Annotated in this window: 9 protein-coding genes and 1 pseudogene; 4 read left to right on the forward strand and 6 right to left on the reverse strand. The window is 63.4% G+C overall.

Annotated elements, in window-relative coordinates; all coding sequences use genetic code 11:
* Positions 1–133: 133 nt before the first annotated feature.
* Complete coding sequence (locus CHB74_RS18930) at positions 134–376, reverse strand: HP1242/YdcH family protein (RefSeq protein ID WP_089221074.1); 243 nt, start codon at positions 374–376, stop codon at positions 134–136.
* 124 nt (positions 377–500) lie between these two features.
* On the reverse strand, positions 501–2042 hold the full coding sequence (locus tag CHB74_RS18935; RefSeq protein WP_089221075.1) for an MBL fold metallo-hydrolase RNA specificity domain-containing protein: 1542 nt from the start codon (positions 2040–2042) through the stop codon (positions 501–503).
* Positions 2043–2484: 442 nt separating this feature from the next.
* Here CHB74_RS18935 and CHB74_RS18940 point away from each other — a divergent pair, with 442 nt between their 5' ends.
* Complete coding sequence (locus tag CHB74_RS18940) at positions 2485–3417, forward strand: 1-phosphofructokinase family hexose kinase (protein ID WP_089221076.1); 933 nt, start codon at positions 2485–2487, stop codon at positions 3415–3417.
* Positions 3418–3661: 244 nt separating this feature from the next.
* On the opposite strand, the pseudogene CHB74_RS18945 reads toward CHB74_RS18940, so the two are convergent.
* The 4 genes and pseudogenes from CHB74_RS18945 to CHB74_RS18965 form a co-directional block, all read right to left on the reverse strand.
* Positions 3662–3988 (reverse strand): annotated as a pseudogene (locus CHB74_RS18945) (ATP-binding protein); the annotation flags it as partial.
* Between the two features lie 430 nt (positions 3989–4418).
* Entirely contained in the window at positions 4419–7787 is a 3369-nt protein-coding gene (locus CHB74_RS18955; RefSeq protein WP_245843036.1) for a DEAD/DEAH box helicase, read from the reverse strand.
* A complete protein-coding gene (locus tag CHB74_RS18960; protein WP_089221078.1) occupies positions 7784–11185 on the reverse strand; it encodes a UvrD-helicase domain-containing protein in 3402 nt (1133 codons plus the stop codon). The genes CHB74_RS18955 and CHB74_RS18960 overlap by 4 nt, the downstream gene beginning before the upstream one ends.
* On the reverse strand, positions 11185–13848 hold the full coding sequence (locus CHB74_RS18965; RefSeq protein WP_245843039.1) for a PD-(D/E)XK nuclease family protein: 2664 nt from the start codon (positions 13846–13848) through the stop codon (positions 11185–11187). Before CHB74_RS18965 ends, CHB74_RS18960 begins: the two co-directional genes overlap by 1 nt.
* Before the next feature lie 130 nt (positions 13849–13978).
* Here CHB74_RS18965 and CHB74_RS18970 point away from each other — a divergent pair, with 130 nt between their 5' ends.
* The 3 genes from CHB74_RS18970 (at position 13979) to CHB74_RS18980 (ending at position 16079) form a co-directional block, all read left to right on the forward strand.
* Positions 13979–14863 carry a WYL domain-containing protein gene (locus CHB74_RS18970; RefSeq protein WP_089221086.1) on the forward strand — a complete coding sequence of 295 codons (885 nt, stop codon included), beginning with the start codon at positions 13979–13981 and terminating at the stop codon, positions 14861–14863.
* On the forward strand, positions 14860–15474 hold the full coding sequence (locus tag CHB74_RS18975) for a DUF1819 family protein (protein ID WP_240530316.1): 615 nt from the start codon (positions 14860–14862) through the stop codon (positions 15472–15474). Before CHB74_RS18970 ends, CHB74_RS18975 begins: the two co-directional genes overlap by 4 nt.
* Before the next feature lie 86 nt (positions 15475–15560).
* Entirely contained in the window at positions 15561–16079 is a 519-nt protein-coding gene (locus CHB74_RS18980; protein WP_245843040.1) for a DUF1788 domain-containing protein, read from the forward strand.

Below are 16079 nucleotides of genomic sequence, written 5' to 3' on the forward strand. Positions count from 1 at the left end.
CTTGGCAGAAAGGCTTCAAGGTGGACGACTTTTACGCCGCCCGCAGCAGGGCTATCCCGCCGCTACCGTGGTCGAATATTGCTCCGCCGTTCTCAGGCGGCCGGACGCCGCGCGCCCGGCCGCTGTCTACCGATCAGGCTGTCTGTGAAAGCGCTTCGGCGATCTGGTCCTTGATCGACAGGCGGCGCTTGCGCAGCTCGGTCTCACGATCCTGCGATGTCGGCTGAACGTTGGTTTCGGCCACATGAATCTCGTCGTTTACTTCATCATAAGTGGCGAGCAGCTGCGCAAAGATCGGGTCTGAAACTTTTAGCGCGTGGATCTTGTCCATCTGGTCCGGAAACTCTTCGCCCAAGGTATGCGGTGTATTCGACATGTTTTACTCCGTTGGCTTTGATGCAAGCGTGATAGGAGACGCGCCACGGCGCGCCGATACGTAGGTTCCCTAATCCGCTCCAGGCTCGATCCGTCTATCCCGATTGCCGCGTCGCTGAGAAAATCTAACCGTTCCGCGCTTTCCGCTTGTCCCGGTGCCTCTGGTACGAGCGAAGAACCTCGGACATCCGCGCAAGGGCTTCGCGCCGTTCCGAGGCGCTCTCGATACCCTGGAGCTCCTTTTTCAGGCGGATCGAGAAATCGGCATAGTCATTCTGCCAGTCGCGCCCGACTGCGCCTTGCAGTTCGGGGTCGCCCGTCTTGAGGCGCCGCGCCGGCGCGCGCGCGGGAAGCGCATAGGTCTCGCCCAGCTTCGGGGCGATGATCGACGCCGCCGTCCCGTCCGATTGCAGCAACCGGCGAAATGTCTCGACCGATCCGGACTCGCCGTGGCTCAGGAAGAGGCTGCCCTCGATCGGCTGCCGCGCCTTGATCCATCGCTGAAGATCCTGCTGGTCAGCATGCGCTGAATAGGAGTCGATCCGGCGGATCTGGGCACGAACGGCGACGTCCTGACCCCAGATCCGCACGCGGTTGGCGCCATCGAGAATGGTCCGGCCGAGCGACCCGGCCGCCTGGAAGCCGACGAACAGGATCGTCGATTCCCTTCGCCCCAGATTATGGCGCAGGTGATGGCGGATGCGCCCGGCCTCGCACATGCCCGAAGCCGCCATGATGATGGCGCCGGACAGACTGTTGAGCCGCATCGATTCCGCGGCGTTCAGGACATAGTGGAAGGACGGATGGTGGAAGATCTCGCCCGAGCCCATGTCCTCAAGCTCCCCGGCGTGCTTCGCGAACACCTCGGTCGCCCGCGTCGCCAGGGGAGAATCGATGAACACCTGGGGGTGGGCCAGACGTCCGGTATTGATGAGCATGGCGATGTCGAGGAGCAGTTCCTGCGTTCGCTCCAGCGCGAACACCGGGATGACGAGATTGCCGCCGCGCGTCAGCGCCGCCTTGATTTCAGCTTCCAGAAGCGTGCGGCGCTGCTCGATCGTTAAATCCTCGCGGACCCGGTCGCCATAGGTGCTTTCGCAGATCACATGATCGAGCCCCGACGGTCCCTCAGGATCGGCGTGGAAAGCCTTGTGGTCAGGTCCAAGATCGCCGGAAAAGAGTAAGCGCGTTTCGCCGATCTGCATCTCGACGGAGGTTGAACCCAGAATGTGGCCGGCATTCCACAACCGGGCCGTGAAGCCCCGCGCGGGCTGGAACCACTTGTTGAGCGCCACCGTCTCTATCTGGTCATAGGCCGCCTTGGAATCGGCCTCGGTATAGATCGGCTCGACCGGCTCCTCGTCCTTGCGATCCCTGCGCCGGTTACGGCGTTCCGCTTCGCTTTCCTGAATGCGCCCGGCATCGGGCAGCATGTGGTAGAGAAGATCGCGCGTTTGCGGCGTCGCATAGACCGGCCCCCTGAAGCCCTCGGCGACCAGCTTTGGCAACAGGCCGCTATGGTCGATATGCGCGTGCGTGAGGACGACGGCGGCAATCTTGCGTGCATCGAACGAAAAGGGCTCGCGATTGAGTGTCTCAAGCGTCCGGGGGCCCTGGAACAGGCCGCAATCAATCAGGATCGCGCGGCCATCATATTCGAGTTCCATGCACGAACCAGTGACTGTCCCTGCGGCGCCGTGGAAGGTGATTTTCGGCTCATTGCTCGTCACTGCACGCGCTCCCAATTAGCAGGGTTCTGATCCGCGACACCATAGTGACGCGATGTGCTCCCGCTATGAGAGATTTTCCTTAGTGAGCACAACAGCAGCCAGATTCCCCGAACCTCGCTCGCAGAGTCTCACGCCTGCTACAATAGCGCGGTCGAGAAACCCGGACAGTTCCAGAACGCAAGCAATCACGGATAGCGAGGCCAATGTGATGATGGCGGGACTGGCAAACAGATTTTACACTTCGGGGAGGGGCGGAACGACGCCAGGCATCATCGGGATTGCGACGCCCGACAGGGCTGTCTTGGCATGCCGTACCGGCGGAACGAATTGGGGATATTGCGGATAGACCGGAATGCATCCAGCCCGCTCAAATGGCGGGATGACGAACATTGCCACCCTGACCCTGAACCCGACGATCGACGTCGCCTATGAAGTCGATCGCATGTTCCATACGCGCAAAATGCGAACCAAATCCGAATTCTACAGCCCAGGCGGCGGCGGCATCAACGTCGCCCGGGTCTTTGTTCGCCTCGGCGGCAATGCCCGAAGCTATTATATGGCGGGCGGCGCCACGGGCGATGCCCTCGACGGCCTGCTCGATCTGCACCAACTCGTCCACAATCGCATCCACATCGCGGGCCATACCCGCGTCGCATCCGCCGTGCTCGAGCTCGAAAGCGGCAAGGAATATCGCTTCGTCCCACCCGGGCCGACCATCCAGCCCGCCGAGTGGCAAGCCTGCCTTGACCAGCTTGAATCCGCGCAATGCAATTTCATGGTCCTGAGCGGTTCGCTGCCACCCGGCATGCCCGACGATTTTTATGGTCAGGTCGTCGCGCTGATGCGTCGCCGCAATATTCCCGTCGTCCTCGACAGTTCAGGCCCTGGCCTCAAGGGCGGCCTTGAGGCTGGCGGCGTCTTTCTCGTTAAGCCCAGTATCGGCGAGTTACGGCAATTGACCGGGCTCGAGCTCGCCATTCCCGACGAAATCGCCGATGCGGCAAGCGAAATCGTTCGATCCGGACGAGCCGCCCATGTCGCCGTGACCATGGGCCATCAGGGCGCGATCCTCGCCAGCGCCGATGGACCGCTTTTCCTGCCGGCCGCCCCCATCGAGGCGAAAAGCGCGGTCGGCGCGGGTGACAGCTTCCTGTCCGCCATGCTCTTTGCGATCTCGATTGGCTGGGAGATGGGCGAAGCATTCCGTTTCGGCATTGCGGCTGGCGCCGCCGCAGTCATGAGCCCGGGCCATGACCTCGCCAGGCCAAGCGACATCGAACGCCTGTACCAACGGACGCCGCAAATATCCTGAGCGTCGCGAAGACGGGCACATCCCGGCCCGTTTCCCGAGGCGGTGGGGACGCGTCTTCACTGCCTCAATGTGTCAAACGGCGCGCAAACGGGACTCCATATCGGCGTCGAAGAGGGACCCCTTTTCGAGATTGAGCGGAGGGTTGTGGTTGATGCCCTGCGCGGTGTGCGGTGGAGGTCGGGCGTAACCCGGCCGGAGGCGCACACCGCGCAAGTCCGTTGTGAAGATAGGGAGAGAGTGGCGGCTAGCTGCGGTTTTTGAAGCGCCAGCTGTCATTGCCGGTCTCGACGATATCGCAATGATGCGTAACGCGGTCGAGCAAGGCGGTGGTCATCTTGGGATCCCCGAACACGGTAGGCCATTCACCGAAGGCGAGGTTGGTCGTGATGACGACGCTGGTGCGTTCATAGAGCTTGCTGATCAGGTGGAACAGCAACTGGCCACCAGAGCGCGCGAACGGCAGATATCCAAGTTCATCGAGCACCACCAGGTCGAGCCGCGAGAGCTGTCCCGCCAGGGTCCCGCCCTTGCCGATCCGGGTCTCCTTTTCGAGGCGTGTCACCAGCGCTATGCTGGGCTTGCCGTGCGCCGGCGACTCGCATCGAAATTGCGTGGCGATTGGCTGGCCGACAAGCAGAGCGCTGGTTCGCCCTGGATATGCCTTCAACAGTTGGCAGACCGATTTGTCGACACGAGCGGGCTAAAGCCGTGGTGGGTGTTCGACGGAGCCGAGGTGCAGCGGCACGTCTTCGAACGGCCTTTCGGACGCGACATGCTGCGGTTTGCCCAGCTCCGGGAGCAGCGCATGATCTATCGCCTTGCGCTCGGCCAACCCAACCAGGAGGATTTCATCGATGTCCTTTCGCGTGGAGGGACTTGGACTCGCGAAATTCTAAGACCGCTGGTGCTTGATCTGTCAGCGATGGGCCTAAGGCGGTCGACTGCCAACGGGGAAATTTAAACCCGTACATTGACGATGGTTTTGCAGTTTCCATAAGAAGCTACACGCTCCCGATGATCTTCAATCTCATGGCGCGGGTCTCAAGAAGATAGGTCTCGACGCCGGCGAGGAGATGCAAGCCTTCCTCGCCAATCGCCTTTCGGGAAAGGCCGGGCTGGACGATACGGACGTCGAACTCGAAGCGGTGATCCTGCCAGCCCACCTTCAGCTTCTTGATCCCGGCGGCCGAGCCCTGTTCGATCCGCGAGCTCTCGCCCCGGTCCCGGCGCATCTTCTCACGCCTCAGCATGTGCTGGAGCATGCGGCCCGGCCGATCGCGCCACCGGGCCGACTTCTGGGCTTGTCCGCACACCTCATAGAGGTCGCCGAGCCGTGCGCCCGGAGTGTCTGCTCCTGAATATTTGCAGTGGTACAAGGTTACAGAAACCACGCTGTCGGTGATCCGCAGCGCCACGACGTCGGCGATCTCGCCCTTGCCGTCATCGTCAAAGATCACGTCGTAGGGATCAGGGTCGGCCATCAGCATCTCGATGACGCTGCGCTGGACAGAATCTGCGCGCTTTCCGGTGCCTTGCGATTCCACCCGGATATTCGCCTTCGACCAGTCCCAGACTTCGATCCGATCGGCCGGATAGGGCTCGATCGTCTCGCCCTCGGGCAAGCTATAGAGATGGCTGTAAATGAGCAGCGAGCCATCACCGAAATCGATCTGGGGCGAGTCCTCGCCGAAGGATTCCGAGAGGGTCTGGACCTTGCCGCCGACCTTGATGGTGGTCTTGGGACCGGCGCGCTGGGGATATCGGGCATGGCCGTCGCTGAAGACAATCTCGAACTCGGCCGAATGGTCATCGCTGCGCACAGCGAAGCGCAGCGGCCCGGTGCGAGCATTGCCGAGCAGCTCGATGTCGCATTCGGCAAACGTGACCGCGTCGTTGCCAAACGAGATCTCGATCCGCTCCTCGGTCTGGATGATCAGCGATTCCGGCCAGTGGATCGCGACCGGCGGCACAGCCGGGCGCTGGCTGATTTGGCGTGGGCGCATCGCACTCTTGAAGACGCCGTCCGTGGTGATGCCGGGATCGTTCACCGTGCGGCCGACATCCTGGCACCAGTCGACCCAGTCGGTCAGATCATGAATCTTCGCGCTCGACCAGAATTTGCCTTTGGCCGAACAACCACGCGAGGCACGCATCCCGTCGAGGAAGCCCGTGGCGAAGATATTGTTCTTAATCCGCGACTGGGATTTGGCGCTGTCGAGACCATCGGCCACGTCCACGCCCATATACATCGAGTAGCGGACACCGCGCCCCTGATGGTGGGTCAGGCCGAGATTGCGCAGGATGAGACGCTTGAACCCATGGAGGCTGCGGAACACTTCCTCGCCCTCGACACGGCGCGTCGTCTCGCCGCAGACAGCTTTGGCAAGCCGGTCGAACGGCCCCTTGGCCGAGCTGCTGATGTAAAGGAGGCCGGTGGTCTGATCCCAATGCATCATGTGCAGGTCCCAGGTGACATTCACCGCCTGCTGGGCCGAAGTCCAGCGGGCCTGCTCCTCGGCGCGGGTGACGAAGATCGCGACCCGTTTGTGCTGATTGAGCTTCATACCGAGATAGCTGCCGGGGTTGTAGTGTTCCTCGGCAGCGAAGGGATCCCAGGCCTCGCATGACGTCCGGTAGAGGAACGCGTTCATCTTCGGTTCGAGGGTCTGCAGCGGGATGTCGCTCAGGTCACCGGAGAACCCCTTGAACATCTCGGCGCGGCGGACCTGGCGCTCGATCTTGGCCGAGCTGAGTGCCTCGACCAGTGCATTCCAGTCGGCATCCTCAGCATAAAGCTTGGCCAGCGAGCGATCGACATCATCGACACCGGTATTGGCGATCACCGTCGCGTCGCCGAGCGTTGGATCCTGGCGCGTGAAACGGCCGACGAACTGGATCGTGACGGCGACGCTCTTATGATGATCGTGAAGGGCCGCGATCTTCAGCTCGGGCAGGTCAAAGCCTTCGCCCAGCATATCGACGCAGACAATGATCCGGCTCTCAAAGCTGCGCAGCGCAGCCAGATTGGCACGCCGATCCTTCAATGACTGCTGGCTGTGGACGATTACCGGCCGATAGTCGGGATAGGTAGCCGCGTAGAGGCCGTGGAGCTGCTTGGCCCGCTCGATCGTGTTGCAGCGGGCCATCGCCAGATGGTTGAGGCCGGCTTTCAGATCGGCGGCGAGCACGTCGCCGAGCTTGTCGATGATGGCCTGGTCGGCGTCGGGTTGGTCGAGGCCGAACACGGCCTCGAAGCGGATCGGCTTGAAATAGCCCTCCGCCTGCGCCTTCTTCAACGGATAGGTGTAGATGAACTCGCCATCGACACGGCCACCGTCCTCACGGAAGGGCGTGGCGGTGAACTGAACCACCGGGATCGGCGGGTTACGTTCGACAAAGAGGCCGCGAAACGCCTTCCAGGTTCGCGCGCCGATATGATGGGCCTCGTCGATGAAGAGCGCCGCGGACCGCTCGGCCATTTGCTCCTGCACCGGCGCCTCGGCGCGCCCGGCAATGTGCATGGTCGTCACGACGACGTTGGCGCTGTCGAAGATCTGATCGACCTCGGCGATTGATGCCGGGATATGGGCGAGCCTTGTCACGACGGGGAACTGCGCGGTTTCATCGAGGCAGCCTTGCCTCTTGAGTACGCCGAACGTCTCGAACTTGGCGGCGATCTGTTCGCGCAGTGCATCGGTCGGGACCACGACCAGCAAGCGGTCGAAGCGCTGGCGGGCGTTGAGCGCCAGCATCGTCTCGGTCTTGCCCGTGCCGGTCGGCATCACGATGGTCGCTGGATCTGTCGAGCGGGTAGCGTGGGCAAGCGCGGCGTGGAGCGCGCCGATCTGGGGGCGGCGCAGTCCGGGATAAGCAGGTTTGTCGTCAGCTGCCGGGCGCCCTTCGCGCAGATGAAAGGCCTCATCCCAGGATAGCAGTACGCCCGCCAGACGCTCGGCCATGGCCTGTGCGCTAAGCGCTGCGGGATCGATCGGCTTGGATCCCACCCAGCGGCCGTCGCCGCGCAGCAAGGCTCCCTGGATATCCTTGGGTGTCTTGGCATCCGGCACGAGCAGCAGAAGATCAGCGTCAAGGGAGGCGGCCGTTTTCGCGCTGATGATCTTCAGCATCTCGCCGCTTTTCAGGAGAGCCTCAAAGCCGTGAACCCGGCGGACCGTAAACGGTCTGAGGCGGCATGGGGTCTCGGCCGCGGGCACCGCCTGCTGGCGCACCGCGCTCCCCAGGATCTTGCCCTCGAGGGCAAGGCGGGCGGGCAAAAGAAGCGACACCTCTTCGCTGAACAGATCGTCCTGGTCGGGCGTTTTGGGCGTCGTTCGCTTCAACATGGCTACCCTGCCTCCCTTGCGCTTCAAGCCGCGACGGCTGCCGGGGTCGGAGCGACGGTGATCACCTGACCGGATGTCACCAGCACGATCAGCCCGCGTTCGGCGCCGGTTATGTCGAGATAGGCCCGGACCTGAGCGCGATAGTGCTCGATCGTCTCGGCGGCCGGCTGCACGTCACTCTTCCAGTCGATCACCACCGAAGGCTTGCCGTGGTTGTCGAAGCTGGTGGCATCGGCGATACCGGCCGTCGCCTGTTCGACGCCCTCGATCTCAACCGCCGCATAGACAGAGAGCTCAGGCACAAGGCCGGGGCGCAGCTCGGCGATCTCGGGCAGACCGAGCGTCCGAACCACGCAGCCGGCAAGTTCGCCGGGCGTCAGACCTTGGGCGGGATCATCCGTCACCGGCTGACCGATTTCCACGATCAGGGTCCGTGCCCGATCGGTCAGCGCCGCCTCGTCGTCCTTGGTCTCGCCCGTCAGCACCTCTTCGAGCAGTTTATGGAGGATGAGCCCGCGCTCGCGACCGCCTTGAATGCTCGGTGTGGGCTTGTCGTCATCGGGTAGGGCGTCATCACCGGCCGCCCAGATTTCGACCGCTTCGGGCGTCAATACTGGCCCGGTTTGGCTCTCATCGCGGCTCGGCGCGAGCCAGACAAGGCGCTGGCGCTTGTCGAGGATTGCAGCCGCTTCGGCGGCAAAACCATCGCGGGTCTGGGCGTTGACCGCCTGCGCCGCGGCCTCGCCCATATCTTCGGGCAAGTGCGAGAGATCGAGCGCAGGCAGATCTCCCAGCGACAGATCGACCAACGAGATCCAGGCCGACTTCGACTGCGCCGCGTCGAGCCGCGGCAGTACCAGCAATTCGCGAGCACGGGTCGCGGCGACATACCAGAGACGGATGCGTTCGCGGTCGAGTTCGGCTTTCTCTGCCTCGAGCACCTCTTCATAGCCAGCTGGCTTCACCCCGAAGACCGGGCAATAGAAGGTGTCGCTGTCGCGGTCGGTGACGACGCTATCGGGCGCCTTGATCCCCGTCATCGTGTTGATGGGGACGACAATCGGCCATTCCAGCCCTTTGGCCGCATGCATGGTGTAGAGCGCTACCGCTTCTTCTTGTGCATCCGGTCGGCCCTCGACGGCACGCGCCTCGTCGGTCCAGGCCGCCGTCATCGTCTCGGCAAAGGCGCGCAGGCCGCGAACAGCAAAGGCCGAGGTGAGGCTCAGATAGAGATCGACATTGGCAAGCGCGCGCTCGGCCTGGCCACGGTGGCGCGCCAACAGAATGGGCCGCACCCGCAACGCATCGATCGCCTGCGAGAGAAGCTCGTGCGGCGTCGTACTGTTGGTCTGGCGGTACAGCGCCTGAAGCTTTTCGATCGTCGCCCGGACCAGGGGATGCGTGATGTCCGCCGGATCGACGCCAAGGTCGAGGCGGGGCAGCCTGTCCGACGTATCGTCCGGCCGCGGCAGCGCCCAGATGATATCGAGGAGTTGCTCTTCGGTGAGCCCGACGAGCGGCCCGCGCAGCAATGCGCCCAGCGCCAGCGTATCGCGCCGGTCGGCGAGGACACGCGTGAGCGCGATGAGATCCTGAACTTCCTGGCGGCGGAACAGGCCTTTGCCGGCCTGAGTCGCGACCGGGATGCCATAACGCTCCAGGGCTTCCTCATAGCGCCAAAGGTCGCTGCCGGTGGGCGCGAGCAAGGCGATGTCGCCCGGGCGGCACAGGCGGCCGGCTCCCGAACGACGATCAAGGATCATCTCGCTGCCGATCAGCCGCGCGCACATCTGCGCGACGGCATCTGCCTCGGCATCGCGCTGCTGTTCGGCCGACGCCTTGCCATCCTCGCCGGCGACCGCGACATCCAGCGCCGCAATGCACAGAGCCTCGCCGCGATCGGCATGAAAGGGATCAAGCGCGGTGAAGCCGGGTTGGCCGTCGCTGGAGAGCGGTCCCTCGAACCGCTCGTTCACGAACGTCAGGATCGGAGCGCAGGACCGGAAGTTGGTCGAGATCGACATGACGCTGTCCTCGTCCTGAGCGATGAAGGCATCGCGGGCGCGGACATAGGCGGAGACGTCGGCGCCGCGGAACCGGTAGATCGCCTGCTTGGGATCGCCCACCAGGAAGAGGGCGCCGGGGCGGATGGTGAAACGGCTCCAATCCGCAGTTGCCCCGGCCTCCGGCGGTTCGCCGCACAGGCGCCAGAAGATTTCGGTCTGGAGCGGATCGGTATCCTGGAACTCGTCGACCAGCACCTTCGAGAAGCGGGCGGCGAGCGCCCGGCGCACATCATCATGATCGCGCAGGAGGTCGCGCGCCGCGAAGATGAGATCGTCGAAATCGAGCAGCGCGGCGGACCGCTTATAGTCGCGGAAAAGATCGAGAACGGGGCGCACGTCGCCGATGAGATCGGCAAGGACGCGGCTCGCGACATTCTGCATCAGCGTCTGCCAGCTCACGCAGCACGCCGCATAGGCCGCTTCGGCCGCAAGATTGAGGCGCTCGCCATCAGCCTTGGCGAGCCCTTCGCGCTTCGCCGCCTCGATCCATTTGCCCTTCTTCTTGAAGGCCAGGAACGTGCAGGCCTTGGTGCAAAGGTCGGGATGTGGCGGCAAGGTCAGCAGTCGCACGAGGCCAGCGGGCGTATCGATGGCGGGGCCGCCCTCAAGGCCATCCGCCATTTCCGCGAAGCGCTCGGCGAAGACCGCCGTCTCTTCCTCGACGGCCGCGGAGGTGCGGATAAACTCGGCGAAGTCCGCCGCCGCCGCCTGAAACGCTGCGAGATGGGGCGCGAGCGCCTCCGCCACCGGGGCGGCGACGGTGCGCCGCTTGCGCAGATTATCGACGATGCGGTGGATGAGACCGACCGTTTCGCCAGGGCTATGGAGCACCATCTCGCCAATGAGGCCGCCCTCGGCGCCGGAAAGCCGGTCGCGCAGCCACGCATCGACGATCTCGACAAAAGCGAGATCGGCCTGATTGCGGTCCATGACACTCGCGCCAGGATCGATATCGGCCTCGACCGGATAGGGTTTGATCAAACGCTGGCAGAAACCGTGAATGGTCGAGCAGGTGATCTCGTCGATATGCGCCGCGGCCGCCTCGAGATGCGCCTTATGCGGGCCGGATAGCCCATCGGGGAAAGCGATCCTGAGTTCGGTCGGAATTATACCCGCGACAAGCTCACTCACGAAATCGCGCACGCGCACAAGAAGTTCGCTTGCGGCCAGTTCGGTGAAGGTCACGGCCGCGATCGATTTGGGGGGCGTCCCTTGCGCGAGCATGGCCGCGATCCGGCCTGCCATGACGGCAGTCTTGCCGGAGCCGGCGCCGGCCTCGACCAGGACGGATCGATCATGCCCGCTGATCGCGGCGCGGCGGGCAGTGTCATCCCGCAAGATGTGGATAGCGGCGGTCATTACTGGGCCTCCCAGACCAGAGTAGCGTCACCGAGGAGCTCGGTGGCAGCGGGCGTCTTGCGTTTGCAGTAGGTAGCGCCGGCGTTGGCGGGCAGCGCGAAGGCGAGATCGTCATATGTGCCGCCGGTGTCCGGTCCGATCAGCGCATGGCCAGCGCTCAGGCTGGTGCTGGCGGACTGGAGATAGCCGGTAAGCGCGCCAAGCGTCGCTTCGGGGTCGGCGAGCTGGAGATCGACCTCGGCACGCGGATAGAGCAGCGAAGCACTGATCGAGACATCGGCACCCAGAAGGGATTTTACCGCGAAGGCATAGAGGCAGCGCTGCAATTCGCGACCGCCGTCGATGCTGATATTAGTCTTGGGCGGCCGACCGGTCTTATAGTCGCGAACGAGCGCGCGCGTCCCATCGCCCGAGAGATCGAGCCGGTCGATATAGCCTTTGATGGCAAAGCCGGTTTCGGGGATCGTGACCGAGGCCGCTGCATTCCAAGGGCTGTCGGCCACGGTCTTGGGGGTAGCGCCGCCAAAGGCGACTTCGCCATAGGATCGCGCGTCCGCCAGCTCCTCGTCGCGATAGGTGAGCGCGCGTTCTGCAAGTGTGCGGGCATCGTCAAGCGTGCGCCGCCAGATGACCGGCGGCGGGACTGCCCGCTGGCTCTCCCAGACGCCTGCAACATTCGCGGCGGCCGCTTCGATGGCGGCGGTGATGGCGGCATTGCCTGCATTGGCGAGGCCGCCATTCGCTTCGAGACCCTGAAGCGCGAGGTCGAGGGTCATGTGGACGAGATCGCCCATCGCCAACGCGTCGAGCACCAGCGGGTCGCTGCCGCTCTCGGGCATCTTCAGGCGCATGCCATAGCGCCAGACGAAGCCCAGCGGGCTACGCAGGAGCAGCTTCAACGAGCTTGCCGACTGGACGCGTGCGAGGATGTCGAGCAGCAGCGGGTGGTCCGCGCGAACCAATCCGTCGTGTGGCGTGATCTCCTTGCGATGCCAATTGCGCCAAGTGGTGAGGGCGCTGGCGGCCTGGCTGTCGCCGGCGAACTCATCCGGCCGCGCCATCAGGCGGTCGGTCTCGCTGAAGGCATGTGTTGGGACGGCGTTACGGCCGATGTAGATTTCGTGCCCGACTGGCCTGAGCAACGCGCTCCGGCCGAGCAACCGGCCTTCGCCATCACGTCGCGCGCGCGACAAGGTGACCTCGCCCTCCGTGGTCGCCAGGATGGTCTCGAAATCGCGCCGGTCAGCAGCGCCGATCGGGAGCGGATCGAGTTCAGCGGTAGGGATGATATGATCGGAGATGAGGCGATCTTCGGAGATTCCGCGCGGCCAGCGCGAAGAGTTGAGCCCGATGAGGCGGGCATAACGACGCGGCGATGCCGCGAGTGCGCTTGCGGGCATCCAGGCCGGCGACACGCACGCTTCAAGACCATCGTCCTGCTTCAGATCTGCCAGGGTCGTATCCAGCGACACCGAGGGACCGGCGAGCAGCGCCTTGCGCCAGATCGCGAGTGCGCGGCCGGTCAGAAACGCGCCGCCGATCTCGGCGGCGGCATTATGCCCCTTGGCGAGGAGATCGACGATACCCCGCAAGGTGGGCGTGTGATTCTGGCCGTCGGGCCAGTCCGCAGCCGTGAGGCGAGAGAGCAGCCGATCCCAGGCGCTGAGAGAGGCCAGTGGCGCATCGGCGGGCAGAACGCGCAACCACCCTTGCGGCAATGACTGGAACGGGCCGGTCTCCGACCCGCAGAGAGCAGCGAGCCGGCGCATGCGGGTCTGCGAGAACCCGCGGATCAGAATATCGGCAAGCGCTGCCGCCGCCTGACCGTCGCGCGTCGTTGTGACCTTGATGCCATGGACGAAATGGAGGTCCAGGTTCGCATCGGCGCGCAAGGCGAGGAAATGGTCGTCATATTCGGTCGTGGAAGCGGCGGCGATGGCGATGTCGGCGGGATTGATGCCGTCAGACGCCATGAGCGCGCGCGCCCAGCGGATCGCCTCGACCGCTTCATGATAGCTGGTGGCGGCGCTGACCATATGCCGCTCAGGCGCCCGTCCATCCGAACGGCGAATTGCGACGCCGGTCGCGGCGAGCCAATCCGGGACGGGCCTTGGCCCCGCGATCCATGAAACTTCCACATGCGCCGTGAGCGCCGCGAGAAGCGGGCGCCAGATGGGCGAGAGCTCAGTGATCCCGACGATCTCGACGGGACCAAGGACAGTTTGGGCGTGGCCCAGTCGCTGCAGCGCTGCCGTCACGAGGTCGGCGGGGCGCACCATCCCGGGCGGCAGCTGCTCAAGAACAGCTCGTTCCAGACGCGCAATCGAGTCGAGGCGCGGATGTTCGTGAGCCCGCGCCGCCAGATCAATCCCCGAGCGCCAGACTTTGTGGAGCGTATCCGCTGACGCGTCGACCATTCCCGGAAGCAACTTGATGCCGTCCAGTTCGCCCAAGGGCGTCGCCGGCAAGGCAGTCTGGATCGCGGTGCGCAGGCTCTCGTCGTCGATCGGCCGCGTGAAGCCTCCCGCCAATCGCACTGCGAGCTGTTCGAACGAAAGGATCTGCAGGCCATGGAGGCGCCGCCGGGCGGCGTCGAGCCGCAATTCGCGCATCGCCAAACGGCCATGCGCGACGATCGTGCGCCGATTAGGATTGGTGCTCATCGCCAACTTCCTCTTGTTGTCTCGCCGGTTCCGCTTGACGCGACTACATAGTACAGATAGAAACTATACGAGCATTACAGATATGTCCATATAGTTTTTATACCCTCGTGATATGAAGGAACGGAACCATATGACCAGCGAGGGGCCAGCGCTGAAATGGGGCGTCGAGCGCCGCCTCGAGTTCATCGAGTTCCGGCTGTTCTGGGAGGGCGGGGTCAATCGTTCGGATATCATCGATATGTTCGACGTGTCGGTGCCGCAGGCGTCGAAGGATCTGACGCTCTATCAGGAGCGCGCACCGCACAATGCGCTCTATGACAAGAGCGCGCGTCGCTATGTGGCTGGCCCGGATTTCGAGCCGATTTTCCTCAAGCCCGACCCTTATGGCTATCTGTCGCGCCTGCGTTCGGTCGCCGAGGGGCTGATCGAACTGGGCGAATCGTGGATCACCCAGGTGCCGGATACCGATATCGCGCTGACACCGCGCCGCGACATCGACGCCAGGGTGCTACGCACGATACTGGGTGCGGTCCGTGACGTGCGATCGGTCGATATCCACTATCAGTCGATGAGCAGGGATCGTCCCGACCCGATCTGGCGCCGCATGACACCGCACGCCTTCGGGTATGACGGGTTTCGCTGGCATGTACGCGGCTACTGCCACATCGCCGACAAGTTCAAGGATTTCCTCCTGCCGCGCATCCTTGATGTGGGCGAGCTCGGCGAGGCTGGCGCGCCGGCCGATCAGGACGCTCTTTGGCAGGAGCGCTTCGGCATCGAGATCGGCCCGCATCCCGAACTAACCGAAAGCCAGAAGGCGGTGGTTGCAAAGGACTATGGGATGGCGAACGGCTCGGCCGTGCTGACCGTCCGCTATGCGATGCTGTTTTACGTGCTGAAGCGCCTCGGCCTTCTGGGCGACGCCGCCCAGCTGCCTGCCCGCAGCCAGCATATCGTGGTGGTCAACCGGGATGAGACACGTGCGGCCCTCGAAAAGGCGGAGTTCGCGCTGTGAGTTCTGGCGATCGCGCACAACATCAAAAATACCGAATGTCGTTCGGTGTGGGCGGGCTGATGCTCAATGAGAGCCTGACGATCGCTCACGCCTACCGACCCGGTGAGACTTGGGCTTGCGCTCGCGAGCGTTTGCTCGCGCAAGGCGCGTCTTCCTTGCCCAAATTGGCCTCGCAAACCCGCGCGCTTCGTGAGGTGTACGACCGGATCGGCCATCTCTCCGATGCCGAACGCCATTACCTGTCGGTAGAGGCAGATCGCACCGAGCAGCAGGCTGTGATGTGGCTGGCGATCTGTCGGACCTATCGCTTTGTTTACGAATTCGCGGTCGAGGTGATCAATGAGCGCTACCAATCCTGGCGGCTTGACCTGGGCCATGAGGTGTTTGACCGTTTTCTCGCGGACAAAGCGGAATGTGATCCGAGCCTCGCGGCGCTTTCACCATCAACCGCCGCGAAATTGCGACAGGTCCTGTTCCGGATTTTGCGGGAAGCGGGTGTAAGGAGCGTCGAGGGCAGAATTCAGCCGATCTGGTTGTCAGGGCACATGAAGCGGCTGATCGAGGAGAGCAATCCGGCGGATTTGCGGATCTTTCCCGGAAATGGGGGGTAATTGTGACTACGAGATCTGATCGGCGCGTCCGTGCCGAGCACCTGTTCAGGGTGATTTCCAGCGAACGGTTCTTGCACAAGCAAGGGTTGGGCAACGAGGTTCCCTTCTTCATCTGCGCATTCGATGCCGAAGATGGCCTGAACCTGGGCGAGGATCGCGAAGATTTGATCGCCCGGCTGGGACATGCCGGTGTGCGCGTCCTTGATATCGACCTCTATGACCTTTCGATCAAAATCCTCGAGGATCGGGGTATCTTTGCGCAAATCCTTGAGGTTGAGGCCGAGACGGACAAGGCCGAGCTCAAGGAGCTGTTGCAAGGTGTTCTCGACCCCCAGGAACATCTCATTCCGGCGGTCGCGCGGCGCATTGAGGAAATCCCGCACGATGTGATCTTCCTGTCAGGCATAGGCGAGGTTTACCCCTACCTGCGCTCACACAACGTGCTCAACAACCTGCAGAGCACGGCGAAGGACCGCCCGACGGTCATGTTTTTTCCGGGCAAATATACCCATGCATTGGCGACCGGGGCCTCGCTCGAATTGTTCGGCCTGCTGCACGACGACAAATACTACCGCGCCTTCAATATCATGAACTACGAGGTCTGA

Origin of the sequence: Edaphosphingomonas laterariae, assembly GCF_900188165.1 — a bacterium.
GTDB classification, from domain to species: domain Bacteria; phylum Pseudomonadota; class Alphaproteobacteria; order Sphingomonadales; family Sphingomonadaceae; genus Sphingomonas_E; species Sphingomonas_E laterariae.